Raw genomic sequence first — 23,717 nt, forward strand, 5'->3', positions numbered from 1 at the left:
TTCGCGGCATTTTCAGCCGGGATTGGTTGCCGGGGAGTTGCCGGCCTCGCCGCGGTGGCGGGCCAGTTCCGCGGTGAGCTGACGCGCCCGCTCGGGCCGCATCGCGCCCAGGACCGGCGCCGCCTTGTTTTCACGCATCCGGTCCATGATCTCGACCAGAACGGGCATCTCGAGGTCGTCGAACACGGCCGCGGCGTCGCGGGGGCGCATCGTCTCGTAGGTCTTCACCAGCGAGCGCCAGTTCGCTTCTTCCCGCTCGCTGCGGCGCTGTTCCAGCGCCTCGAGGCGGCGCTGCTGCGCGCCCAACTCCTCGATGCGGGCGTTCAGCCGCGCCTCGGCCGCGCCCAGCACCGCTTCGCGCGCGCCGAGCGATTGTTCGCGCTGCTCCAGCGCTTCGCGCCGGCCGCGCAGGCTTTCGAGCACCGAGCGCTCGGCCGCGCTGACCGGGTCGGGGGCTGGGGCGGGCGGCGACGCCGGTGCGGGGCGCGCTGAGGCAGCGGCCGGTGTCGGGGCGGGAGCCGGGCTGGGTGCCGGAGCCGGCGAGGACGCGGCGGCCGGGGCGATCAGCGCCATCCCCACGCCGCCCGATGCAGGCAGGCCGGGCAGCCCGTGCCAGAGCAGCACGGCCTTGCACAGGGCCAGCGCGCCGGCGCTGCCGATCGCGACCGGCAGGAGGCGGGGACGGGACAAGCGGATCATCGGGCAAGCCTCAGCGCACGCAGGAGGTCACGTTCCGCCTGGCTGCGCGGCGCCTCGGCCGCGGGCGGCGGTTCGGCGGCACGGCTGGGCAGGAGGTCCACGCCGCCGGGCATGACGCCACCATGGGCGGCACCGGGGACAGTACCGGCAGGGCGGGCGCTGCGGACCAGAACTTCCAGGCGGTCCGCCAGGGCCTCGGCACGCTCCACCAGGAAACGGAGGTCGTCGCGGATCGGCTCGGCCTGGGCGAGCTTCTCGCCCACGTTGCGGCCGGCGGATTCCGCCGTGGCGCGCAGCCGGATCAGCGCGGCCTCGGCCTGGCGCGTGGCCTCGGCGAAGTCGGCGGCACCATTTTCCAGCGCCGGACGATCGCGCCGCAGTGCGCCCAGCTGTCGTTCCAGTCGCCAGCCGAAGGGGATTGCCACCGCCAGCAGCAGCAGCAGCACGGCCTGGAGAAGCCACTCGATGCCGGTCATGCGGACTTCCTTGCTTGCGGAGGCACGACCGGCACGGCGGCCGCGATGTCGGGGGTCGGCCGGCGCAGCTCACGCTCGACCTTCACGGCCAGGCGGTTCTCGCGACGGCCCAGCGCGCCCTCGAACAGCGGCACGTCGCCGCATTGCAGCCGCACCGGCGCGCCGGGCGCGGTGTTGAGCACCAGACGATCACCGGGCTTGAGGCGGGTGATGGTGGAAAGCGGCAGCGTCTGCTCGTCCAGCACCACGTCGAGCTCGACCTCGGTGTGGCGCAGCTCCTCGGCCAGGTGGGTTTCCCAGATGCTGTCACGGCCGAACTTCTCGCCCATGAACTGCTGCAAGAGCAGTTCGCGCACCGGCTCCAGCGTAGCGTAGGGCAGCAGGAGATCGAGGCGGCCGCCGCGGTCCTCCATGTCCACGCGCAGGCGGGCCAGCACCGCGGCGTTGCTCAGGCGCGAGATGGTGGCGAAGCGCGGGTTGACCTCCAGACGCTCGAACTTGAAGTCGACGTTGGCCAGCGGGGCGAAAGCCTGCCCGAAATCCTCCAGCACCACGTTGATCAGGCGCTCCACCAGCGTGCGCTCGATCGTGGTGTAAGGACGGCCCTCAATGCGCATCGCGGCGGTGCCGCGACGGCCGCCCAGCAGCACGTCCACGATCGAGTAGATCATGGAGCTGTCCACCATCAGCAGCGCGTAGTTGTCCCACTGCTGCACCTTCACCACCGCCAGCATCGCCGGCAGCGGGATGGAGTTCAGGTAGTCGCCGAAGCGCATCGAGGTGATGCCGTCGATCGAGACCTCGACGTTGTCGGAGGTGAAGTTGCGCAAAGTCGTGCTCATCAACCGCACCAGGCGGTCGAACACGATCTCGAGCATCGGCAGGCGCTCGTAGCTCACCAGCCCGCTGGCGACCACGCGCTCGATGCCGCTCTTGAGCTCCTCCTCCGGCGCGTCGCCGAAGCCCAGGAGACTGTCGATCTCGGCCTGATTCAGGACCTTGGTGGAGCCGGGCGCCGCCTCGTCGCCGGGACCTGCGTCCTCCTCATCCAGCGAGGCGCCCCAGGCGGCGGCGAGATCCTCTTCCTCGGTGCTCATTGCACCAGGATCTCGGTGAACAGCACGTCGCCGACCTTGACCGGGGCCAGGGCGATGTTGGCGCGCGCGATCAGTTCCTCTCGCAGGCGCTGGGTGCCGGTGGAACCGCGCAGCTCCTCGGGCCGCATCTCACGCAGGTAAGTCTGGAAGATGTCCAGCAGCTTCGGCAGCTGCGCCTGCGCCACCTCGGCATCGGTGGGCTTGGTCAGCTGCAGCTTGGAGCGGAGGCGGATAAAGGTGTTGCGCCGGCCCGGAACGTTCAGGTTGGCCATGATGTCGGGCATGTCGAAGAAGGCGCTGTTCTTGCCACCCGCCTCCGCCTTCGCGGATGCGCCATGCGCGTCGCCGTGCGCGGCCGGGGCGGCAGCCTCGTGTGCCTCGCCACCTTCTTCCGCTTCGGCATGGGCACTGCCGCCGCCGAAGGGCAGCAGCCCGGCGAACCAGGCGCCGCCGCCGGCCAGCAGCAGCACCACCGGCAGCGCCAGGAACAGCAGCTTCCGCTTGCCGCCCTTGGGCTTGCCTTCGGCCCCTTCGGCAGCGGCCTCCTTGGTTTTCGCACTCTTGGCCATGCGCCGTCCTGGCAACCCCTGCTGGCGGCGCGGAACGGGAGACCGCTTTTCGGTCTGCCGCCGCACCTGTGTCCTGGCGGGAGTTTGCCGGATCTGCCGTTAACGAAGCTTTGCTTTCGCACGGACTGACCCGACCGGCGGCGGGTTTTGCCGGGATGCGCTGGCCCGGGCGGCAGGAAATGCCGGCACCGGGACCGTTCCGGCAGCTCGTACCCCGCGAAGGGCTGGCACGGCGGTTGCGATGGTCGTGGCGGAACGGCGCCGCGGGATGGTCCCCGGCGCCCGGCAGCGGAGCAGAGCCCTCACCATGGACAACGCCGGCTACATCGCCCTGTCCCGCCTCGCCGCCCAGGCGCGGGCGACCGAGGTGCTGGCGAACAACATGGCCAATGCCGACACGCCGGGCTTCCAGGCGGTGCGCCCGATCTTCGCGAGCTTCATGGACCGGCAGCACGACGTGGACGCCCCCGCCTCGGGCCAGTCGATGGCGATGAGCTGGGACCGCGCCACCTGGCGCGACGAGGCGGCCGGACCGATCCAGACCACCGGCAACCCCCTGGACGTGGCGATCTCGGGCGAAGGCTTCTTCGCGCTGCAGACCCCCAAGGGCGAGCGCTACACCCGCGCCGGGCGCTTCACGCTGGGCCAGGACGGCACGGTGATGGATGCCGACGGCAACGCGCTGATGGGCACCACCGGCGCGCCGCTGCAGGTGGGCGTGGGCGACACGCGGCTGACGATCTCGGGCGAGGGCGTGCTATCGAGCGAAAACGGCGAGATCGGCCGCATCCGCGTGGTGCGCTTCGCCGACGGGCAGAAGCCGCGCGCCGAGGGTGACCGGCTGCTTTCCACCGAGGACCCGCCGGAGGAGATGGCGCGCCCGGCGCTGGTGCAGGGTGCGGTGGAGGGTTCCAACGTCAAACCCATCCTGGAAATGACGCGCCTGACCGACACGCAGCGCGAGTTCGAGTTCGCCGCACAGTTCGTCGAGCGCGAGGACCAGCGCATCCGCGACGCGGTCGACCGGATCATGAAGCGAAGCTGAGCGCCGGAAACCGATCGTGAACCAAACCGCCCCTAGTCTTTCCCACGCCGCTTCCTGAGGAACATCGGATCATGCGCGCACTCTGGACCGCCGGCACGGGCATGATGGCCCAGCAGACCAACGTCGAGGTCATCTCCAACAACATCGCGAACATGAGCACCACCGGCTACAAGCGCCGTCGGGCCGAGTTTCAGGACCTGATCTACCAGAACATGCGCCGCGTCGGCTCGCAGAGCTCCGACACCGGCACCACGCTGCCGCAGGGCGCGCAGATCGGCCTGGGCGTGCGCACTGCCGCGATCTACCGCATCCATGAGCAGGGCAACCTCAACCAGACCGAGAACAAGTTCGACCTCGCGATCAAGGGCAACGGCTTCTTCCAGGTGACGCTGCCCTCGGGCGAGACGGCCTATACCCGCGACGGCACCTTCGGCCTCGCCGCCGACGGCACGATCGTGACGGCCGAGGGCTATACCGTGCAGCCGGGCATCGTGGTGCCGGCGGCCGCCACGGACGTGACCATCAACAGCGCGGGCGAGGTGCTGGCCAAGATCGCCGGCACCGAGGCGGCGCAGAACGTGGGGCAGATCCAGCTCGCGGTCTTCGCCAACGAGGCGGGGCTTGAAGCCACCGGCGACAACCTCTTGATGTCGACGCCGTCCTCGGGTGCCGCGCAGCAGGCAGCGCCGGGACAGCCCGGCTTCGGCAACGTCATGCAGGGCTTCATCGAGACCTCCAACGTCAACGTGGTGCAGGAGATCACCAACCTGATCACGGCGCAGCGGGCCTACGAGATGAACTCCAAGGTCATCACCGCCAGCGACGACATGCTGTCCACCATCACGCACCTGAAGTGAGCTCCCGGATGCGCTGGTTTCCCCTTCTCCTGCTGGCGCTGCTGCTGCCCGCTTCCGCCGCGCAAGCGCAGTTGTCGGGGGCGCAGCTGTCGGGCCTGCGCGCACGCGTGGTGGTGGAAGGCGACACGATCCACCTGGGCGACCTGTTCGAGGATGCCGAGAACGGCTCGCGCGCGCTTGGCCCGGCGCCGATGCCGGGGCGGCGCATCACGGTGGAGATGCCGCAGCTGCTGGCCATCGCGCGGACCTACGGCGTCGCCTGGCGGCCTTTCTCGGCCGAGGAGCGCGTGGTGATCGAGCGCCCCGGCCGCCCCCTGCCACGCGAGGAATGGTTCGAGCCGCTGCGCAACGCGCTGATCGCGCTGGGCATGGACCCGGATGCGGAGGTGGACATCCCCGGCTTCGCCGCGCCGATGGTGCCGCCCGACAGCCTGCCGCGCGTGACGGTGGAACAGCCAAGCCTGGACGAGAACCGCTTCGCCGCCACGATCGCGGTGGAAGCCGACGGGATGCCGGCGCTGCGGCTGCGCGTGGCCGGCCGGGTCAGCGCCACGGTGCCGGTGGCGGTGGCCACGCGGCGCATGTCACTGGGCGAGGTGGTGAAGGCGTCCGACGTGCGCGTCCAGCGCGTGCGGGTCGAACGGTCGCGCCCGGGCCTGGCCGACGACGCCGTGCTGGTGGTGGGCCAGCAGCTCCGCCGTCCGATCGGCGAGGGGATGCCCTTCGCGGTGCGCGACCTCGGTGCGCCGGTGCTGATCGAGAAGAACAGCACCGTGGTGATGGTGGTGGAAAGCAACGGCCTGACCCTGACGGCGCAGGGCCGCGCCATGGCGGACGCGCCGCGTGGCGGGATCGTCAGCGTGATGAATCTCAGCTCTCGCCAGATCGTGGAAGCGCAGGCGATCAGCCCCGGCCGCGTGCGCGTCGGCCCGCCGCCTCCCAACCAGCGCTGAACAGGATGTTCTTGCCCATGCGCCCTTCCCTTCTCCTGCTGCTGCCGCTCGTGCTCGCCGGCTGCGGCTCGGCCGAGCGTCTGACGCGGATCGGCCGCGCGCCGGACATGGCGGCGATCACCGACCCGACGCGCGACCCGGACTGGAAGCCCGTGACCATGCCGACGCCGCGGCCCATCGAACCCACCGCGATCTCCGCCAACAGCCTGTGGCGGCCGGGCAGCCGGACCTTCCTGCGGGACTCCAAGGCGGCCTCAGTGGGCGACCTCGTGACGGTGCTGGTATCGATCTCGGACTCCGCCTCGCTGAACAACGACACCGAGCGTTCGCGGGACAACAGCGAGAACATGGGCATCCCGCGGCTGCTCGGCCTCGACGCGTCCTACCTGCGCTTCCTGCCCAACAGCATCGACCCGACCAAGCTGGTGGAAGCGAGTTCGGCCAATTCCTCGAAAGGCGGCGGATCGGTGAAGCGGACCGAGACGATCACGCTGCGCGTGGCGGCCACGGTGACGCAGGTCCTGCCGAACGGAAACATGGTGCTGAGTGGCCGACAGCAGGTGCGCGTGAACAACGAGCTGCGCGACCTGTCTCTCGCGGGGATCATACGGCCGCAGGACATTGCTTCGGACAATACCGTGAAGCACGACCGGCTGGCGGAAGCGCGGATTTCCTACGGCGGCAAGGGCACGCTCAGCGACGTGCAGAAGCCGCGCTACGGGCAGGAGTTCCTGGACGCCATCCTGCCGTTCTGACACACGGAAAGGGCGGCACCGGGTTTCCCCGGGCCGCCCTTCGTACCGCTTGGCGGATGCGACGATCAGGCCTTATCGGCGACGTCGCGGGCCTTGTCCTTGACGCCACCGGCAGCGTTCTGGACCTTGCCCTCGGCACGGTCGGCCTTGCCTTCGGTCTCCATCTTCGCGTCGCCGATCAGCGAACCCACGTTCTCCTTGATGGCGCCCTTGGCCTGCTTGGCAGCGCCCTCGATGCGATCCTTGTCCATGGTCTGGCTCTCCTCTTCGACCGTAGATCGGTCTTGCCGAGAAAGAACGTGCGCCAGCGTACCCTGGTTGCGGCGGTCTGCCGTTGCCAAATGTGACGGCATGTGCGGGCGATATTTCCTTCAGCGCGATCCCTCGAAGACGCGCGAGTTCTTCGACACGTCCAACGACACGCCGAACCTGCCACCGAGCTGGAACGTGGCGCCGACGCAGGACAGCCTCGTCGTACGGCGTGATCCGGAGGGCGGCGGGCGGCACCTGGGCGTGCTGCGCTGGGGCCTGGTGCCGCGCTGGGCCAAGGACGCGAGTGGCGCGGCCAAGCTGATGAACGCGCGGGCCGAGGGCGTGGCGGAGAAGCCCTCCTTCCGCGACGCCTTCGCGCGCCGGCGCTGCCTCGTGCCGGCGGACGGGTTCTACGAGTGGCGCACGGAAGGACCGGGGCCGAAGCAGCCCTACGCCGTGGCACTCCGATCCGATGAGCCGATGGCGCTGGCGGGTCTCTGGGAAGGCTGGAAACAGCCGGACGGGACCTGGCTGCGCACCTACACCATCGTCACCACCGAAGCCGAGGGCGGGATCACCGCCCTGCACCACCGCACGCCCGTGATCCTGCCGCGCCAGCACTGGGCCGCCTGGCTGGGTGAGGAGGAGGCGGATCGCGACGCGCTGCTGCCGCTGCTACGCGCCGTGCCGGAACAGGCCCTGCGCGTCTGGCCGGTGAGCAAGCGGGTGAACCGCTTCGCCGAGAACGACCGGACGCTGCTGCAACACGTGGGCGACGCGCAGCCGCCGGACGGGCTGGACGATCCGCCGGCCTGGGCGCTTGCGCCGGCCGAAGCGGCCGCGGTTCAGGAACCGCGATAGGTGCTGTAGCTCCAGGGCGAGCAGAGCAGCGGCACGTGGTAGTGTCCCTCACCCGCCCGCAGCCCCACCGCGATCGCGACGGTGTCGAGGAAGCCGGCGTCGCGCCCCCGCGCGGCAAAGTAGGGTCCGACGGCGAAGCGGAGCTCGTAGCAACCGGGCGCGAAGCTTTCCGCCGTCAGCAGCGGCGCGTCGGTGCGGCCGTCGGCGTTGGTACGATGCTCGGTGATCAGCACCGGGCCTGCCTCTTCGATTCGCCAGAGCGACACGGTCACGCCCTCGGCCGGAACGCCGTCGGCGGTGTCGAGGACGTGGGTGGTCAGGGCGGAGGGCTTCATGCGGTCTCCAGGGGCGGTTGACCCGGGAGGGTTGTGCCGGCGGCGTCGGGCGCGGGCTCGCCGGGCACGGTGCGCGTCAGCTCCAGCACGTCGTAGCGGAGCAGCGACTCCGCGTGGACCGCCGCGTCCTCCAGCCACAAGGCGCGGCAGATGCCGTCCACCAGCCGCGGCACGCCGTATTTCATGCCGCTGATCGAGGCGCCGCTCAGGCCCATGCTCGGCGTCGCGCCATAGCCCATGAAGTGGATGTGCCGCAGCGCCGGCGCCTCGCCAGGAATGCGCTCGCGGAAGGCGAAGCCGGGCGTCAGGTAGGGGCAGGCGCCCAGCGGCGGAAAGGCTTCTTCAGGCGGTGGCTGGTATGCATCGCGCCAGAGCAGGATCTGCGGCGCCAGAACCGCGAGTTCGGGCCGCAGCGCGAGGTTGAACTCGGTGCCGGTGCCGACGATGACGTGGTCCGCCCGGTGTTTTCCGCGCGGCGTTTCCACCACCACTTCCCCGCCCTCCATGCTGGCGCCGGTGACGGGGCTGCCGAGATGGATGCTGAAGCGCGGGTCGTCCGCCACCCGGTCCCAGCTTTCCTGCGGCGGTGGCTGGTTGAGCAGGAAGATGTGGCGCATCAGCCGCCACTTCAGCGCGTCTGGCAGGGCGTGGAACTGGCCCAGGAAGCCCGCCTGTTCCATCCAACGGAAGGGGTTCACGCGCGGCAGGCGGTCGCGGCGCACCAGCATGGTGGCGGAGGCCGCGCCTGCTTCCAGCGCGGTGGCGAGGTTGTCGAAGGCGCTGGCGCCCGCCCCGATCACCAGGAGACGCTGACCCCGCAGTCGCGCGAAGTCGACATGGCCGGAGGTGTGCGACACGCGGGCGGGCGGCAGCGCGTCGAAGGGCGCCGGGATGCTCCAGGCGCCGGTGCCGTCCATGCCGGTGGCCAGCACCAGCTTGCGGGCTCGCACCGTGGTTTCACCGGCTTCGGTGCGGAAGCTGAGGCGCAGCAAGTCGCCTTCCCGCTCATGCGCGATCGCGAGCAGCTCGTGCCCGTGGCGCAGTGGCAGGGCGAGCACCTCCGCGTACCAGTCGAGATAGCGCTGCCAGTCCTCGCGACCGATCTTGTGCAGCCGCTGCCAGGCTTCCGCGCCGTCACGCGCCTCGAAGAAGCGGCGCGGGGTGAGTGCCGGCACGCCCAGGTCGGGGCCGCTGACGTGCTTGGGCGTGCGCAGCGTGCGCATCCGCGCGAAGGTGGTCCAAACGCCGGTGCCGCCGGGCGGGGCGCGGTCGAACACCGCGATGCGGTCGACCCGTTCCCGCCGCAGGCCGAAGGCGGTGGCGAGGCCGGTCTGCCCGGCGCCGACGATCGCCACGTCCAGCACGTCCTCGCCGCGTGGCGGCACCCAGGCGCCGAGCGGATAGCCCAGCAGGTCCAGCTGTGCCCGCACCTCCTCCGCCAGCGCCAGCAGCGCCCCATCCATCGCGATCGTAGCCTCCGGTCTTCGCCACCGCAGCATGAAGGCGGGCGCGGCCATGGTGCAAGGCCCGCGAAGCCTGAGCCTCAGGCGACGGCGGGCGTCAGCTTCCGGCCGTGTCGCAGGTTGCGCAGATCGTGGCGGCGGAGGCGTGCAGCCGCGCCACGGGGGCAGGACGGCCGAAATAGTAGCCCTGGCCCTCGTTGCAGCCGAGCTCGCGCGCCATTTCCACCAGCGCCGTGGTTTCCAGGCCCTCGGCAGTGGTGACCATGCCCAGGCGCTGCGCCAGTTCCGACACGCCCTGCACGATGGCGCGGGCCTCCGGGCTGGTGGCCATGTCGCGCACGAAGGAACGGTCCACCTTGATCTTGCTGAACGGGAAGCGCCGCAGCGTGCTGAGCGAGGCGAAGCCGGTGCCGAAGTCGTCGAGCGCGATGGAAATTCCCAGTTCGCGCAACCCGGCCAGGATGCGCGCGGCGTCGCCATCCTCGAGAAGCGCGGATTCCGTGATTTCCAGCTCCAGCCGGCCCGCCTCCAGCCCCGAGGCCGCCAGCGCCCGCGCCACGGTGATCGGCAGCGCATCGCCCGCCACCTGACGGGCGGAAAGGTTGACCGCCACCTTCGGGAGGACGCCGCCCGCAGTGCCGGCGCACCAAGTGGCGGCCTCGCGGCAGGCCTCCCCCAGCACCCAGTCGCCGATCGGAACGATCAGCCCGGTCTCCTCGGCCAGCGGGATGAACAGGTCGGGCGGGATCAGCCCGCGAACGGGGTGCTGCCAGCGCAGCAGCGCCTCGTAGCCGTTGACGTGGCCGTCGCGCAGGTCGATCTGCGGTTGGTAATACAGCACGAACTCGCCCTGGCGCAGCGCGCGCACGAGGTCGGCTTCCAGCGTGCGCCGTTCCTCCATCCCGCGGAGCATCGCGGGTGCGAAAAAGCGGAACTGGCCGCCGCCGCTCCGCTTGGCCTCTTCCAACGCCAGGCTCGCGTCGCGGATCAGCATCCCGACATCCGATCCCGGCACCTGGGCGATGCCGATGCTGGCGCACGGGACGATGCTGCGGCTGGTGAGCGGCACCTCCATCTCCACCGCCCGGAGCAGCCGCAGCGCCAGCGCGTCAAGGGGCACCGCAGCCGCCGCACCGGTGGCCGCGGGCGCCGTCATCCGCAGCACCGCGAACTCGTCGCCACCGAGGCGGCAAACACGGTCGCCCGCCGGCAGCACCGCGCGCAGCCGGGCGCCCACGGTTCGCAGCACCGTGTCGCCGTCGGCGTGCGGCCCGGTGTCGCTCACCGCCTTGAAGTCGTCGAGGTTGACCAGCAGCAGCGCCGCCGGCCCGCCGGCGGGGCAGCCGGCGATCCACTGGTTGAAGGCGGCGCGGTTGGGCAGGCCCGTCAGCGCGTCCGTCAGCGCCTGACGGCCCATCCGGCGGTTCTGACGCCACAGCAGCGCCAGCGTCACCGCGCCCGACAGGATCAGCCCGAGCACGAGCAGGCGGAAGAACAGGAAGTCACGGTCCAGCGCGTTGCGGGCCTCGTCGAGCTTCTCGCGGCTGCGCAGGTGCGCGCTGGCGGCCAGCCGGATCACGGCAGGATTGAAGCGGCGCAGCTGGTCCAGCCATTCCCGCAGCGCCTCCGGATCGTCCCGGTGGCGTTCGGCGCCCTCCAGCACCGCCGCCAACTGGCCCAGCAGCGCCTCCGCCCCAGGGGTGGGAAGCCGCTGGCTGTTCTCGCCGACCCGCATCACCGCGATGCGGTTGACCAGGATGTCCAGGCGCAGCTGGATTTCGGCCAGGCTGATGCCCTCTGCCGCCGCCGTAGCGCCGGACCCGTTCGCCGCAGAGCCTTCCTCCTTCGGGGAGGCCGCCAGGTCGGCCTGCAGCCGCAGCAGCTCCACCGCCGTCTGCGAGGTGTCGAAGGCGCCGTCGTAGCGGTCGAGCTCCGCCACGCCGGCCTGCCGGTGAAAGGTGAGCAGCGCGGTGCTGAACGCCGCCAGGGCCAAGAACAGCGTGATCACCGCGAAGCCCGGATAGGCCCGGCGCCGCAGTCCGGCAGGGGAGCCGGGGACCTGCGCACCGAGTGACCAGCGATGGCCTGAGGCGCGCGCCGTGCCAGCTTCCGGACCGCTCGCCTGTGGTGTCGCCATCCCCTGGCCGTTTCGCGCCGCTTTGTGGCGACGCGCTCCCCTTAGGTTCGATTCGCGAACAACTTTCCGCGGCCATCATGATCCAGCAAGCGCGACCCGGCAAAAACCGCGCGGCCCGCCCTGACCCCCGCAGCCGCCGCATCGGTCACGCCGATGCACCGCACGACCGTATCCCGGGGCGGGCGTACCGGCCTGCAGTATCCGGCAACAACCCTTACCACGCCGTGTACGTTCCGAGGGGGAGGCATGGGGCCTGTGCCGCCACCGCGCTGGGCGCACTCTGGTGACCCCTTGATCCGGGTTCCCGCCTCTCCCACAAGCTGAACCCCGATCTTCAGGAACAGGCGTGACGATGAGCAGTGCGACGGCCCCCAACCTGATCGCGGCGGTGAGCCAGGAGCGGCAATGGGACCGGCTGATGCAGCTGGCCCGGCTCGGCGCCATTCCGGGCGACGGCGTGAACCGCCCCTGCCTGACGCCGCTGGACCGCGAGGCGCGGCGGCTGTTGATCGGCTGGGCGGAGGCGATCGGCCTCAGCGTGTCGGTGGACCCGATCGGCAACCTGTTCCTGCGCCACGAGGGCACCGACCCGGCGGCGGCGCCGGTGATGACCGGCAGCCACATGGACACGCAGCCCGCCGGCGGCCGCTTCGACGGCATCTGGGGCGTGGTCGCGGGGCTCGAAGCGGTGCAGGCGATCCGCGAGAGCGGCGTGCGGACGACGCGCTCGATCGAGATCGTGGCCTGGACCAACGAGGAAGGTGGCCGCTTCGCGCCGGGCTGCATGGGCTCCATGGCCTGGTCCGGCCATTCCCCGGCCGACACCTGGGACGCGGTGACCGACAACGACGGCGTGACCTTCCGCGATGCCCTGGCGGAGCACCGTGCGGCGGAGAGCGACCTCGCGCAGCGGCCGCTCGGCCCGGTCGAGGGCGGGCCGAAGCCCTATGCCTACCTGGAAGCGCATATCGAGCAGGGTCCGCGGCTGGAAGCGGAAGGGCTCGACATCGGCGTGGTGTCGGGCATCCAGGGCAGCCGCTGGTTCCTGGTGGAGCTGCGCGGCGAGAGCGCCCATGCCGGCACCGCGCCGCTGGGAATGCGCCGCGACGCGGTGCAGGACATGATCCGCGCCGTGACCGCGCTGAACGCGCTGATGGCGGACCCCGAGGACATCCTGCGCTTCACCGTGGCGCGCATCGAGGTCGAGCCCAATACCTCGAACTCGGTGGCCGAGGTGGTGCGCTTCACGATCGACTTCCGGCACCCGGACAAGGAGGTGCTGATCCTCAACGGCGACGCGATCGAAAACACCATCCGCTCCGCGGTGAAGAACTGCGACGTCACGGTGACCGAGCGGTTCCACGCCGTTCCGGTGGACTTCGACACTGTGGTGCAGGACGCGGTGGAGGATGCCGCCCGGGCGCAGGGACTGCGATCCGTCCGGATGCCGTCGGGCGCCTTCCACGACGCGCAGTTCATGGTGCCGGTCTGCCCGACGGGCATGGTGTTCGTGCCCAGCCACAAGGGCATCAGCCACAACCCGGCGGAATATTCCTCGCCCGAGCAGCTCGCGGCCGGTGCGCGCGTGCTGGCGGCGGCGCTGGCGACGCTGGCGGGCTGAGACGCGGCAAGACCGTCAGGCCCAGCTGGGCCTGACAGGGTGTCTGATCAGGGCCAGCCTGACCGAGCGGGCGTGGCAGAGGTTGCGGAGCGGCGCCTGCCGCTGGCCTTTTCCTGCCCGCCGACCGGAATACCCGTTTCCGGCTGCGGTGAAGGGGCTCATCCAGGTCATGAAATCTGGGTGGGCAAATTCCGGCTTAACCTGCCGGCGGGCCTCTCGGCCCACCGGCGCACGCCGTCAGAGCTGCTGCGCGTCGAAAGTGTCGCAGCCCTGGATCGTGCCGTTCTGGAAGCCGCGGCGGAACCAGCGCGAGCGCTGCGCCGAGGAGCCGTGCGTGAAGGTTTCCGGCTGCACCGTGCCGCGCGTCTGCTGCTGGATGTGGTCATCGCCCACGGCGGCGGCGGCGTTCAGGGCCTCGTCCAAGTCACCCTGTTCCAGGATGTGACGCTCGGCATCGGCGTGGTTGGCCCAGACGCCGGCCAGGCAATCGGCCTGCAGCTCGATGCGGACCTGAACCTGGTTGGCGCCCTCGCCGTTACCGTAGCGCTCCTGCACCTGCCGGGCGCGGGCCAGGATGCCGAGCTCGTCCTGTACGTGGTGCCCGACCTCGTGCGCGATGATATAGGCCGCGGCGAAGTCGCCATTGGCGCCGAGGCGCTGCTGCAGCTGCCGCATGAAGTCGAGGTCGATGTAAACCTTCTGGTCGTTAGGGCAGTAGAAGGGACCCGTCTGCGCCTGCGCCGTGCCGCAGCCCGAGCGCGTGGCGTCCGAGAACAGCACCAGCTTTGGATCGGTGTAGGTCTTGCCCATCGCCTGGAACTGCTCGGTCCAGACGCGCTCGGTCTCACCCAGCACCTGGGCCACGAAGCGGCGGCCTGCATCCTCGCCGGCGGCGTCGTTGCCGGCGCTGCGGCCTGGCACGCCGGGGGCCTGGCCGGGGTCGACCCGGCGTTCCTGCGGGGCGGGCTGCTGGCCGGGATCGTCGCCGCCCATCATTCCGGTCAGGTCCACGCCGAAGAAGGCCGCGATCAGGATCACTGCGATGATGCCCAGCCCGCCCTTGCCGCCCGGGATCGGCAGGCGGAAGCCACCGCCGCCAGGGCCGCCGAAGCCGCCGCCCATCCCACCGCCGCCCTCGCCGCGACGGTCCTCGACGTTCTGGCTCTCGGGTCCGTCCAGGCGCATCTACAATTCCTCCTCAGGCGCCCGGGCAACGTTTGGACGGGGCGCTAGGTTGCCCCCGTCCGCCCTCGCAGCAGGGCGGACAGCGCCGGTGACAGCCCGCGGCTTTCGCGCCCGGCCGGGGCCGCCATGCTGCCGATCGTCGGCGGGGGCGGTGCCAGCCGCACCAGCGCCTCGGCCAGCGCCACGGCGCAGCGGATGCCGTCGAGCAGCGGCACCAGGGACGCCTCGCGCAGCTGCGGCTCCATGCCGGCCAGCGCGGCGCCGCCCAGCACCACCGCATCCGCCCCGGCCGCGGCGAGGCGCCGGATCGCAGCCCCCACCAGCGCCGCCGTGCCCTCCGGATCGGCGAGCGCCCGCTGCGGCGTGGTGTCGACGCCTTCCAGTCCGGCGCAGCGGGTCGTGAGGCCGTGACGGGCGATCAGCTCCTGGTACATCGCGGTGTCGCCGAAGGTCGCCAGCCCGAAGCGCGCACCCAGGAGGCAGGCGGTGAAGCAGGCCGCTTCAGTCATGCCCACCACCGGGCAGGGCATCAGCTGCCGCGCCGCGTCCAGCGCCGTGTCGTGCGACACCGCCAGAACCACGGCATCCACGGCCCCCGCGTGTTCGGCCAGCAGGTCCAGCAGGGCATGGGCGGCCACGGCGTTCTCGGCGCGCGTCGCGATCACCGCCGGACCGAAGCGCGGCGTGGCCGGGATGATCTCGGTGCCGGGTGCCGCGGCCGCGCGCGCCGTCTCGGCACACAGGGCGGTGATGGCTTCGGTGGTGTTGGCGTTGGCGAGAAGGATCCGCACCAGAGTTCAGCCGCCGACCTGCGTGGCGCCCGGTGCGGCCTCATCCGGCGGCACGGTGGGGTGGCCGCGCCCGGCGCGCAGCCGCAGGCTCGCCACCTCCGGCATCGGGCCGGTCCAGACCCGCAGCGGATCGAGCACCAGCACGTCGCCCGGACGCAGGTCGAGGTGCAGCGCCAGCGCCGCTTCCGGCAACAGCAGCGCCGCCAGAGCCGGGTGGGCATCCAGCGCCTCAGGGCGATGCGCCGTGAAAACATTGTCGCGCAGCGTGAACACCGCGGGCGCTTCGCCGGCCGGGGCATAGAGCGTGCTCAGCGCCGCACGGTCCGCCGCCAGCAGCCGGTTGTGCAGCTCCGCCGCAGAGGTGAGCATGACCGGGGTCGGGGCAGTGGCGCGCAGCAGCAGCACATCGCCCTCCTCGTCCGGAGCGCCGGGCTGTCCGAGCGTCCGGCCCAGGCGGCGCAGCAGCGGCGCCGGGTCGCCGTCGCGTGGCAGGCCACGCAGCAGCGCGAAGCCGAGCCCGTGCTTCAGCCGCTCCGCCAGCGTGGCCGCGAGCGCGTCCAGCTTCGGCGTGGGCTCGCCTTCCCCGGCCCGCAGTTCCGCGGCGTGCTCGGCGCCGAGCGGCACCATGTAGGCGTTGCCGGTGAGGTCCTCGCCGACCCAGGCACGGGGGCCGAGCTGCGGCGCGATGCGTCGGGGAGCGACGGGGGTGATCTCGTTCATCGGCGCTGACCCTAGTGCGCCGGGATCGTGGATGCGAATCCCTTGCGCGTGCGGTCCAGCAGAACGCTCGAGGTCAGGGATGGAGGTAGCGGAGCAGTTCCATCATGGCGACGAGGACGGCCACGAGCAGCGCGAGCAACAGCAGCGCCGCGCGCCAGCCGCCCGGCGTCACCTCACCCTGAACGGTCCAGCCCAGGCGCTCGGTGAGCGGCAAGGTCGCGACCCGCAGCAGGAACGCGATCATGGCTACCCTTCCATCCTGCGCCGTGGCCAGCCCGGACGGGATCGGGTCTGGCGAGCCGCCGGTGACCTTATCACCACTCCGGCTGACGCGTCCCTGCCAGCCATTGGCGTCGCCAAGCCCGCCCTGGACGCCACGTCGCGGCCCGCTGCGTAGGTCCGTCAGGGCGGAAAATGGTCTAGGGAGCGCCCATGCAAGCCGCCCTGCCCTACCTGGCCCTCGCCGTCGCCATCGTGGCGGAGGTGATCGCCACCTCCGCGCTGAAGGCTTCGGACAGTTTCCGCAACCTCACGTCCAGCGTGGTGACGGTCCTGGGCTACGTGGTTGCCTTCTGGTTCCTGTCGATCGCGCTGCGGACCATCCCCACCGGCATCGCCTACGCGATCTGGTCGGGCGTGGGGATCGTGCTGATCTCGGCCGTGGGCTGGATCTGGTTCCGGCAGGCGCTCGACACCCCGGCAATGGTCGGGCTGGGCCTGATCATCGCCGGCGTCGCGGTGGTGAACCTGTTTTCGCGGGCCGGGCATCCCTGAACGGCGGGGCCGACGGCCCTGCCCCGGCGCCCGCGCGATCGCCCCCCCTGCGTCACCAGTGGGGCGGGCGGGAGGATCGCGGCGGGTTGGGGCGTGGCCGGAGAAAGCCGGCGGGACCGCGCGACCCGGAGCCTCAGTTCATCAGGAAGCAGGTCGAGGGCACGGTCTTGATGGCGTTGGGATCGGCCATCATGCTGCCCGTCAGCCCGATCGTGCAGGCCGCCCAGCGCGCCGCACCCAGCGCCCCCGGCTTGCCCAGGAACAGGAAGGGTCCGCCCGAGGTGCGGATCTCGTAGCCGTCGCTCAGCAGCTTTTCCAGCGACTGGTCGGTGTGCTCGAACTTGGTTTGCGGCGGCGGCGGCGGCGGCGGGGCGGCCGCGTCGGACGCGGGCTGGGCCGTGGCGGCCAGCGGCAGGGCGAGCAACGCGGCGGCGAGCGCGGGGATGAGGCGGTTCATGGCCGGAGCCTCCGAGGATAGGGGCCGCGAAAACCGGCCCGGGCGGAAGCACGCAGCCTGCCGGGGGATGACGCCCGGAGCCAGGGCCGCCGCGGTCACGGTCGGGTGCGCCAGAGACGTCGGGAGCGGTCCCGACCACCGGAAGCCGCATCGGGTCGGACTGAGCGACACCACGCGGGCACGACCGCTGGCGACGGTTCGGGGCGCACCTGTCCGGCGTTGCGTCGAGATCAGCCGCGAAACGGGAACTCGCCCGCCGCTTCCCAGGGCCCGCCCCGGTAGCGCCAGAGCAGCAGCCCTTCGCCCTGCCCGTCCCAGGGCTCGAAGCCTGCCTGGAGGTGGCCCAGGAGGTTGCGGGCTTCCGAAGGATCGACCTTGTTCTGCACCGTGACATGCGGCTTGGGCACGTTGCGGTCCTGCGGCGTGAGCCAGTCGTGCCAAGCGCCCGCCAGCAGCGCCCGCAGGCGCAGCAGCGGCGGGCTGTCGACGTTGAAGGCCACGCCCTTGCCCAGTCCACGCAGGCCGGAAAAGCGCAGCGGCAGGGGCGCGGTGCCGGCGCAGGCGGTGGCGAGGTTGGCGACAACCTCCTCCTCCTGCGTGCCGGGCAGGGCGTGGAACAGCGTCAGGTGCGCCGGGATAAAGTTGCGCTCGGGCGGGAAATACGCGCGGCGCAACGCGTCGAGCCGCTCGAACGAGTGCCCGTCGAGGCGCAGCGTCACGATCAGCGGGGCGACGTCGCGCCCCGCCATGTCGCGGCCGTTGGCATCACTTGCCGCCATTGACGCCCAGGATCTCGCCGCTCACCCAGGAGGCCAGGGGGCTGGCGAAGAACAGCACGGCGTTGCTGATGTCCTGCGCGGTGCCCATGCGGCGCAGCGCGATGCCTTCCACCAGCCGCTTCTGCCCTTCCGGGCCGTAGCTCTCGTACTGGGCGATGCTGGCGGGGTTGGTGGGCGCGAAGCCCGGCGCCACGGAGTTCACCGTGATGCCGAAGGGGCCGAGCTCGTGCGCCAGCTGTCGCGTCAGCCCCACCAGCCCGTGCTTGGCCGAGCAGTAGCCCTGGATGCCGGTCAGCGAACGCTGGAGGCCGGCGCCGCTGCTGACGGTCACGATCCGCCCCGCGCCCGCACGCTTCATGCCGGGTGCTGCGGCCGCGCACATGTTGAAGGCGGCGTGGAGGTTGATGTCGAACAGTGCGTGCCAGTCTTCCTCGGGGACCTCTTCCACCGGGCGCATGACCTGGCCGCGCACGCCGCCGGCGTTGCACACCAGCACGCCCAGCGGGCCGCCGCTCTGCTGCTCGACGCGCGCGATCCAGCCGCGCGCGGCACCCGGCGCGGTGAGGTCGAAGGCTTCGGTGTGGATCGCCTCGTTGCCGGCGGCAGTTTCGCGCAGCTCCGCCTCGCTCAGGTCGCAGCCCCAGACGCGGGCGCCCAGCGCCGCGAAGTCGCGCGCGATGGCGCGGCCGAAGCCGTGGCCGGCACCGGTCACGGCCACCGTGACGCCGTCGAAGCGGAAACTCATCGCATCATCTCCAGGAGGTTCGCATCCGCCATCGGGCGCGCGCCCGACTCGCATTCGTGAATGACCCGCACGAGGCGCTCGACATGGGGGCACGGGATGCCGTGACGCGCGCCGACCGTGGCGATGGGCGCGATCTGCACGTCCACCTCGGTGCGACGGTGGCGCACCCAGAGGTCCCGCCACACGCCGGAATGGGTCTTGGCGTTGGGCCGGTTGAACGCGACCATGGCTGCCACCGAGGCAGCGGCCGCCTCCTCCGTCGCGCCGGGCGCGAAGGCCGCCGGGTCGAAGCCGTTGAAGCCCAGCGGCGTGATGCCTTCGGCCAGCGCCACCGCCACGGCCTCACCGCCCAGGCCGCGCCAGAGCGGCAGCAGTTCCGGTCGCGCCAAGCAGTCGGCGATGCCCTTCTCGCCGGCGGCCTGCGCGAACAGCATCGCGCCGTAGCCGAGCTTGCCCCAGAGATAGCCCCAGATGTTGTCGGTGGTGACGGCGTTCGGCTCGAACTGCGTCAACGTCGCGTGCAGTGCCCGCAGGCGCGGCGTGTCGCGACCGTCGAGCTCGCCCAGCATCACCGCGCCGCGGCCGCCGTACATGATCAACCCGGGCTCGATCCAGTCGGCCGAAAAGTTGACGAAGGCACCCATCACCCGCTCGCGCCCAACGACGCCGGCAATGATCTCCTCGCACAAGCCGTTCTGCAGCGACACCACGGTGCCGTCGGGCGCCAGGTGCGGCAGCAGGGCGCGCGCCGCGCCCTCGGTGTGATGTGCCTTCACACACAGCAGCACCGTGCGGAACACGCCCTGCACGGTGTCCGGCGTGAAGGCCGGAGCCTGGACGGTCAGCGTCTCGATCGGGCCCTCGATGCGCAGGCCGCGTGCCGGGTCCGCGATGGCGGCGACGTGCTCGCCCTCGACGTCCACGAAAACGACCTCGTGCCCCGCGTGGCGGAGAAAGGCGCCCACGGTGCCGCCGATCGCGCCGGCACCCCAGACTAGGATGGGACCGCTGAGGCGCCCGGTCCCGCCGTCCGGGCCGGGCCGGGCCTCACCCTCGAGCCGCGTCGTGTCGCCTGCCATCCCGTGCTCCCGATCGTGTTGCGGCGCCACGGTTGAGCCGCGGCGCGGGTCGCGTCAACCTCACCGCCGTCGCGCCGGGCGCGGAAAGCCCGGGGGTGGAAAGCCACGGGGCCCGTGCTAGTTTTGTTCTCATGTTGCCGCGACTCTTCCGTGCCTCGCCACCCGGCGGCCCTGCGGCCAGCCCGAGCCCGGCCCATCGCCCCGCCGGGTTCTCCCGCCCCTGCCCGGGCCGCGGCCGATGAGCAACCGCGATGCCCGCCGGCACCTCGCCGCCGACCCGGTGCTGGCGCCGGTGGTGACGCAGGTGGGGCTGTGCCGGCTCAAGCCCGTGTCAGGTCGCGAGCCTTACGAGGCGCTGGTGCGGGCCATCGCACATCAGCAGGTGCACGGCCGCGCCGCCGAGGCCATGCTGAACCGCCTGATCGCGACCACGCCGCACCACCCCTTTCCGCCACCGGGCACGATCCTGGCGCTGCCCGAGGGCGCATTGCGGACCTGCGGCTTCTCGGGCGCCAAGCAGGCGGCGATCCTCGACATCGCGCACAAGGCCGCGGCCGGCTGGATCCCCACGCGACGCGCCGCCAACCGGATGAGCGACGCCGCGCTGATCGAGCGGCTGGTGGCGCTGCGCGGCGTCGGGCGCTGGACGGTGGAGATGCTGCTGATCTTCACGCTCGGCCGCCCGGATATCCTGCCGGTGGACGACTTCGGCGTGCGGGAAGGATACCGCCTCGCCGCCGGCCTCGACGAACAGCCCCGCCCGCGCGACCTCGCCGCCATCGGTGAAGCCTGGGCGCCCTACCGCTCCGCCGCGGCCTGGTACCTGTGGCGGGCGGCGGACCTGGGGAAGGCCGGGCAGTTCAAGATGCCGCAGGCGATCTGAGGGATCGGTGGCTGTGGCGGTTTCCCGGGGAGGGGGAGAAGGAATTCTCCCCCTCCCCGGCCCCCTCCCCCTTATCTTTCTTCGGGACGCTGCCGCAGGGCGGTGGCTAGGCCTTTGCGCTCCGGGTCGATGACCCGGAGCGAGCGACGCGGCCGCAAGATCTGAGAAGTCGATTTCTCCTGCTGCGCGGCCGGTTTCCACCGTCCCGCGGCAGCGTCTCAGAAAAAGATGAGAGAGGGTCCGGGGGAGAGAATTCCTTCTCTCCCCCGGGTCTCAGCCAGACGCGCCGCCCTCCAGCATCACGCCGTGTGCGACGGCAGATCCTTCGGCAGTTCCCGGTTATGGAACTTCGCGAACAGGGCCGGCAGCGAGCCATCGGCGAAGCTCTTGCGGATCCAGTCGTCGAGCCACTCCTTGAGCGCCGTCTCGCCCTTAGGCAGCGCGATGCCGAGGTTGAGCGACTGCTGCACGAACTTGACCTCGAGCTTCTCGCCGCCGCGCTTCTCGTTCATGCTGGCCAGCACTGCCGTCTGCGTCGAGACGAGGTCCAGCTGCCCCGAGGCCACGGCGGTGAGCAGCGTCGCGTCGTCCTCGAAGCGCATGATCTCAGCGCCGCGCGCGTTCTGCGTCACCATGGTGTCGTTTACCGTGGCGCGCGTCACGCCGATGCGCTTGCCCTTCAGGTCGTCGTAGTTCTTCACGGCGATGTTCTTCGTGCCCGCCACGATGATGTCGAGCGTGGCGTAGGGCACCGTGAAGTCCACGACCTTGGCGCGTTCCGGCGTGATGGCCAGGTTGCCCACCAGGATGTCGGCCTTGCGCGTCTGAATGATCGGCACGCGCGCGGCGTTGGTGATCTGCACGAGTTCCATCTCGACGCCCAGAGCCTTGGCGATCAGCTTGCCGGTTTCCACGTCGGAGCCGGTGGGCTGAAGGTTGCCATCCATGAAGGCGAAGAGCGGAACGCCCATCGGCACCGCCACGCGCAGCTTCTTGGCCGCGCGGATGTCGGCGAGCTCGTCGGCCCGCGCCGCGCGGCCGCCCAGTGCCAGGGCGGGCAGTGCTGCGGCGCCGAGCAGGAACCGGCGACGGCCTGCATGGATGGGGTTCATGGTATCCGCTTCTCCCTGGACCACAGCACGGTCCCGGCGAACCCGCGGGCGATGTTTCCGTCGCCCGGCTTCGCTGGCGGGATCGCCGCTGTTGCTTCTCGTTAATTGGTATGATGACTTAACGACCCGCCCGTTGTCCAGGGTGGTGCGGGGCTCGCGACGATGGTTCGCCGCCCGGCCTTCCCCGCGCCGTGCTAAGGGACCCTATGCGCCGCAGTTCCAAGCCCATCGAATCGACCAGCGCCGACGTTTCCGGGGCCGCTGTCCCGGCCTCGGCTGCCCCGCGTCGGGTCAGCCTGTCGATGCAAGTGATGCGCGACCTGCTGCAGCAGATCGACGAGGGCCACCTCCGCCCCGGCGACCAGCTGCCCACCGAGCGGGAGCTGTGCGTCCGCTACGGCGTCAGCCGCACTGTGGTGCGCGAGGCCGTGTCAAGCCTGCGCGCCTCCGGCCGCCTGGCGGTGGAGCAGGGCCGCGGCGCCTTCGTGCTGTCACCCGCGGCGACGGCCCCGCGCTACCACCTCCAGCCCTCCGAGGCCGGAGCGGTGGAGGATGTGCTGAAGCTGATGGAAGTCCGCATCGCGCTGGAATCCGAGGCGGCATCGCTGGCGGCGCAGCGCGGCACGGCGGAGGGCAAGGAGCACTTGGCCGCGCTGACCCGGCGATTGGGCGAGAGCGCCGCCGATGCCGAAGCCTCGGCAGCACTGGATCGCGACTTCCATATGTGCGTGGCGGCACTGTCGGGAAACAGCTACTTCGGCACGCTGCTGGGCGGGCTGTCGCCGCAGCTGGTGCCGCGCGCCCGGCTCGACCTGTTCAAGCACGATGCGGCGGCACGGGCGGACTACCTCACCAAGCTGCAGATGGAGCACACCCATATCCTCGACGCCGTGATGCGATCCGATGCCGAGGGCGCACGGGCGGCGATGCGGCTGCACCTGAGCAACAGCCGCGAACGCCTGCGCGCCGCGTTGCACGAGATCGGCGGCGCGCGGAGCTGAAGGCGTCTTGCGGCGCCGTTCTCTTCGCCCTAAGACATCATACAACTAAATGATTTCAAACCCGGAGCCTTTCGCATGGCTGAGATCTTCACCCCCGACGCGCTGAAGAGCGCGATGCCCACGGGTCTCCTGAGCTTCCCCGTCACTGACTTCGACGCGAATGGCGACTTCAACGCCCGCGGCTATCGCGAGCGGCTGGAATGGCTCGCGCCCTACGGCACCGCGACGCTGTTCGCCGCTGGCGGCACGGGCGAGTTCTTCTCGCTGACACCCAAGGAATACACCGAGGTCGTGCGCAACGCGGTGGAAGGTGCCGCAGGCCAGGTGCCGATCGTCGCCGGCGCCGGCTATGGCACCCGCACCGCCATCGAGTACGCGCAGGAGGCCGAGCGCCTGGGTGCCGCCGGCATCCTGCTGATGCCGCCCTACCTGACGGAAACCTCGCAGGCCGGCCTGCGCGCGCATATCGCCGCGGTGTGCAAGGCGACCAAGCTGGGCGTCATCGTCTACAATCGCGCCAATAGCCGCGTGGCGCCGGAAACCCTGGCTGCCGTGGCGGAAGAGTGCCCGAACCTGATCGGCTTCAAGGACGGTGTCGGCGACATCGAGGCGATGGTCGGCGTGTACAACGCGCTGGGCGACCGCCTTACCTACCTGGGGGGGCTTCCCACCGCCGAGGTCTATGCTGCGGCCTACCTTGCGATGGGCGTGCCGACCTATTCCTCGGCGGTGTTCAACTTCATCCCGCGCACGGCGCTGGAATTCTACAAGGCCGTCACCACCGACGACCACGCCACGGTGAACCGCATCCTGCGCGACTTCTTCTTCCCCTACCTGCGCATCCGCAACCGCCAGCCGGGCTACGCGGTGTCCATCGTCAAGGCGGGCGCCGCGATCGTGGGCCACGACGCGGGCCCGGTGCGCTCGCCGATCAGCGACCTGACGGCGACCGAGCGCGAGGAGCTACGCGCGCTGATCGAGAAGCTGGGGCCGCAGTAAGCGGCAAGGCCGGGCGGCGCGATCGCCGCCCAGGTCTCGCGCGTTCGAGCTTTCGGCGTTCGGGCTTCGGGC

Annotated in this window: 27 protein-coding genes; 10 read left to right on the forward strand and 17 right to left on the reverse strand. The window is 71.1% G+C overall.

The features are described 5' to 3' along the window. Positions 1 to 12 precede the first annotated feature (12 nt). From ACFFGY_RS04600 to ACFFGY_RS04615, 4 genes are read right to left on the reverse strand one after another with little or no spacing between them, the layout of a single operon-like run. On the reverse strand, positions 13 to 699 hold the full coding sequence (locus ACFFGY_RS04600) for a MotE family protein (protein WP_377043231.1): 687 nt from the start codon (positions 697 to 699) through the stop codon (positions 13 to 15). Then, the gene (locus ACFFGY_RS04605; protein ID WP_377043232.1) at positions 696 to 1,175 is read right to left on the reverse strand and encodes a DUF6468 domain-containing protein; all 480 of its coding nucleotides are present in this window, start codon (positions 1,173 to 1,175) and stop codon (positions 696 to 698) included. Before ACFFGY_RS04605 ends, ACFFGY_RS04600 begins: the two co-directional genes overlap by 4 nt. Then, positions 1,172 to 2,272, reverse strand: coding sequence for a flagellar motor switch protein FliM (gene fliM / locus ACFFGY_RS04610; protein ID WP_377043234.1), 1,101 nt, complete (start codon positions 2,270 to 2,272; stop codon positions 1,172 to 1,174). Before fliM ends, ACFFGY_RS04605 begins: the two co-directional genes overlap by 4 nt. Then, on the reverse strand, positions 2,269 to 2,841 hold the full coding sequence (locus tag ACFFGY_RS04615) for a flagellar basal body-associated FliL family protein (protein WP_377043235.1): 573 nt from the start codon (positions 2,839 to 2,841) through the stop codon (positions 2,269 to 2,271). Before ACFFGY_RS04615 ends, fliM begins: the two co-directional genes overlap by 4 nt. Positions 2,842 to 3,148: 307 nt before the next feature. Here ACFFGY_RS04615 and ACFFGY_RS04620 point away from each other — a divergent pair, with 307 nt between their 5' ends. The 4 genes from ACFFGY_RS04620 (at position 3,149) to flgH (ending at position 6,451) form a co-directional block, all read left to right on the forward strand. After that, positions 3,149 to 3,886, forward strand: coding sequence for a flagellar hook-basal body complex protein (locus ACFFGY_RS04620; RefSeq protein ID WP_377043236.1), 738 nt, complete (start codon positions 3,149 to 3,151; stop codon positions 3,884 to 3,886). A 71-nt stretch (positions 3,887 to 3,957) separates the two neighbouring features. Further along, a complete protein-coding gene (flgG, locus tag ACFFGY_RS04625; RefSeq protein WP_377043237.1) occupies positions 3,958 to 4,743 on the forward strand; it encodes a flagellar basal-body rod protein FlgG in 786 nt (261 codons plus the stop codon). Between the two features lie 8 nt (positions 4,744 to 4,751). After that, positions 4,752 to 5,696 (forward strand): flagellar basal body P-ring formation chaperone FlgA, encoded by a 945-nt coding sequence (gene flgA / locus ACFFGY_RS04630; protein WP_377043238.1) that lies wholly within the window; start codon positions 4,752 to 4,754, stop codon positions 5,694 to 5,696. Between the two features lie 17 nt (positions 5,697 to 5,713). Further along, positions 5,714 to 6,451, forward strand: coding sequence for a flagellar basal body L-ring protein FlgH (flgH, locus tag ACFFGY_RS04635; RefSeq protein WP_377043239.1), 738 nt, complete (start codon positions 5,714 to 5,716; stop codon positions 6,449 to 6,451). 65 nt (positions 6,452 to 6,516) lie between these two features. On the opposite strand, the gene ACFFGY_RS04640 is transcribed toward flgH, so the two are convergent. Continuing rightward, positions 6,517 to 6,702, reverse strand: coding sequence for a CsbD family protein (locus tag ACFFGY_RS04640; RefSeq protein ID WP_377043240.1), 186 nt, complete (start codon positions 6,700 to 6,702; stop codon positions 6,517 to 6,519). 100 nt (positions 6,703 to 6,802) lie between these two features. Here ACFFGY_RS04640 and ACFFGY_RS04645 point away from each other — a divergent pair, with 100 nt between their 5' ends. Next, a complete protein-coding gene (locus tag ACFFGY_RS04645; RefSeq protein ID WP_377043241.1) occupies positions 6,803 to 7,564 on the forward strand; it encodes an SOS response-associated peptidase in 762 nt (253 codons plus the stop codon). On the opposite strand, the gene uraH is transcribed toward ACFFGY_RS04645, so the two are convergent. The 3 genes from uraH to ACFFGY_RS04660 all read right to left on the reverse strand — a co-directional run bounded on the left by uraH (position 7,549) and on the right by ACFFGY_RS04660 (position 11,499). Continuing rightward, a complete protein-coding gene (gene uraH, locus ACFFGY_RS04650) occupies positions 7,549 to 7,899 on the reverse strand; it encodes a hydroxyisourate hydrolase (protein WP_377043242.1) in 351 nt (116 codons plus the stop codon). The genes ACFFGY_RS04645 and uraH overlap by 16 nt on opposite strands. Further along, positions 7,896 to 9,362, reverse strand: a complete 1,467-nt coding sequence (locus ACFFGY_RS04655; protein WP_377043243.1) for an NAD(P)-binding domain-containing protein — start codon at positions 9,360 to 9,362, stop codon at positions 7,896 to 7,898. The genes uraH and ACFFGY_RS04655 overlap by 4 nt, the downstream gene beginning before the upstream one ends. A 97-nt stretch (positions 9,363 to 9,459) precedes the next feature. Next, positions 9,460 to 11,499: a putative bifunctional diguanylate cyclase/phosphodiesterase gene (locus tag ACFFGY_RS04660; protein WP_377043244.1), complete on the reverse strand. Its 2,040-nt coding sequence runs from the start codon at positions 11,497 to 11,499 to the stop codon at positions 9,460 to 9,462. A gap of 352 nt (positions 11,500 to 11,851) precedes the next feature. On the opposite strand from ACFFGY_RS04660, the gene ACFFGY_RS04665 reads away from it, so the two are divergent. Continuing rightward, the gene (locus tag ACFFGY_RS04665; protein ID WP_377043245.1) at positions 11,852 to 13,120 is read left to right on the forward strand and encodes a M20 family metallo-hydrolase; all 1,269 of its coding nucleotides are present in this window, start codon (positions 11,852 to 11,854) and stop codon (positions 13,118 to 13,120) included. A gap of 237 nt (positions 13,121 to 13,357) precedes the next feature. On the opposite strand, the gene ypfJ is transcribed toward ACFFGY_RS04665, so the two are convergent. The 4 genes from ypfJ to ACFFGY_RS04685 all read right to left on the reverse strand — a co-directional run bounded on the left by ypfJ (position 13,358) and on the right by ACFFGY_RS04685 (position 16,060). Next, on the reverse strand, positions 13,358 to 14,305 hold the full coding sequence (gene ypfJ / locus ACFFGY_RS04670) for a KPN_02809 family neutral zinc metallopeptidase (protein WP_377043246.1): 948 nt from the start codon (positions 14,303 to 14,305) through the stop codon (positions 13,358 to 13,360). Positions 14,306 to 14,349: 44 nt separating this feature from the next. Then, positions 14,350 to 15,096, reverse strand: coding sequence for an aspartate/glutamate racemase family protein (locus ACFFGY_RS04675; RefSeq protein WP_377043247.1), 747 nt, complete (start codon positions 15,094 to 15,096; stop codon positions 14,350 to 14,352). A gap of 6 nt (positions 15,097 to 15,102) precedes the next feature. Continuing rightward, a complete protein-coding gene (locus ACFFGY_RS04680) occupies positions 15,103 to 15,816 on the reverse strand; it encodes a hypothetical protein (protein ID WP_377043248.1) in 714 nt (237 codons plus the stop codon). 73 nt (positions 15,817 to 15,889) lie between these two features. After that, positions 15,890 to 16,060 (reverse strand): hypothetical protein, encoded by a 171-nt coding sequence (locus ACFFGY_RS04685; protein ID WP_377043249.1) that lies wholly within the window; start codon positions 16,058 to 16,060, stop codon positions 15,890 to 15,892. A gap of 188 nt (positions 16,061 to 16,248) precedes the next feature. Here ACFFGY_RS04685 and ACFFGY_RS04690 point away from each other — a divergent pair, with 188 nt between their 5' ends. Further along, positions 16,249 to 16,590: a DMT family transporter gene (locus ACFFGY_RS04690; protein WP_377043250.1), complete on the forward strand. Its 342-nt coding sequence runs from the start codon at positions 16,249 to 16,251 to the stop codon at positions 16,588 to 16,590. A 133-nt stretch (positions 16,591 to 16,723) separates the two neighbouring features. Here ACFFGY_RS04690 and ACFFGY_RS04695 read toward each other — a convergent pair whose 3' ends face one another. From ACFFGY_RS04695 to ACFFGY_RS04710, 4 genes are all read right to left on the reverse strand, one after another. Continuing rightward, positions 16,724 to 17,047, reverse strand: coding sequence for a hypothetical protein (locus ACFFGY_RS04695; protein WP_377043251.1), 324 nt, complete (start codon positions 17,045 to 17,047; stop codon positions 16,724 to 16,726). A 230-nt stretch (positions 17,048 to 17,277) separates the two neighbouring features. Beyond that, the gene (locus ACFFGY_RS04700; protein WP_377043252.1) at positions 17,278 to 17,826 is read right to left on the reverse strand and encodes a 2'-5' RNA ligase family protein; all 549 of its coding nucleotides are present in this window, start codon (positions 17,824 to 17,826) and stop codon (positions 17,278 to 17,280) included. After that, positions 17,813 to 18,571, reverse strand: coding sequence for an SDR family NAD(P)-dependent oxidoreductase (locus ACFFGY_RS04705; protein ID WP_377043253.1), 759 nt, complete (start codon positions 18,569 to 18,571; stop codon positions 17,813 to 17,815). Before ACFFGY_RS04705 ends, ACFFGY_RS04700 begins: the two co-directional genes overlap by 14 nt. Further along, a complete protein-coding gene (locus ACFFGY_RS04710) occupies positions 18,568 to 19,650 on the reverse strand; it encodes a ketopantoate reductase family protein (protein ID WP_377043254.1) in 1,083 nt (360 codons plus the stop codon). The genes ACFFGY_RS04705 and ACFFGY_RS04710 overlap by 4 nt, the downstream gene beginning before the upstream one ends. 238 nt (positions 19,651 to 19,888) lie before the next feature. Between ACFFGY_RS04710 and ACFFGY_RS04715 the strand changes: the two genes are divergently transcribed. Next, complete coding sequence (locus ACFFGY_RS04715) at positions 19,889 to 20,533, forward strand: DNA-3-methyladenine glycosylase family protein (protein WP_377043255.1); 645 nt, start codon at positions 19,889 to 19,891, stop codon at positions 20,531 to 20,533. A gap of 299 nt (positions 20,534 to 20,832) precedes the next feature. On the opposite strand, the gene ACFFGY_RS04720 is transcribed toward ACFFGY_RS04715, so the two are convergent. Continuing rightward, on the reverse strand, positions 20,833 to 21,645 hold the full coding sequence (locus tag ACFFGY_RS04720; RefSeq protein WP_377043256.1) for a transporter substrate-binding domain-containing protein: 813 nt from the start codon (positions 21,643 to 21,645) through the stop codon (positions 20,833 to 20,835). Positions 21,646 to 21,956: 311 nt separating this feature from the next. Here ACFFGY_RS04720 and ACFFGY_RS04725 point away from each other — a divergent pair, with 311 nt between their 5' ends. Then, positions 21,957 to 22,646, forward strand: a complete 690-nt coding sequence (locus ACFFGY_RS04725; protein WP_377043257.1) for a FadR/GntR family transcriptional regulator — start codon at positions 21,957 to 21,959, stop codon at positions 22,644 to 22,646. Between the two features lie 75 nt (positions 22,647 to 22,721). After that, on the forward strand, positions 22,722 to 23,645 hold the full coding sequence (gene kdgD / locus ACFFGY_RS04730) for a 5-dehydro-4-deoxyglucarate dehydratase (protein ID WP_377043258.1): 924 nt from the start codon (positions 22,722 to 22,724) through the stop codon (positions 23,643 to 23,645). Positions 23,646 to 23,717: the final 72 nt, after the last annotated feature.

Source organism: Roseomonas elaeocarpi (assembly GCF_042433915.1).
Lineage (GTDB): Bacteria > Pseudomonadota > Alphaproteobacteria > Acetobacterales > Acetobacteraceae > Roseomonas > Roseomonas elaeocarpi.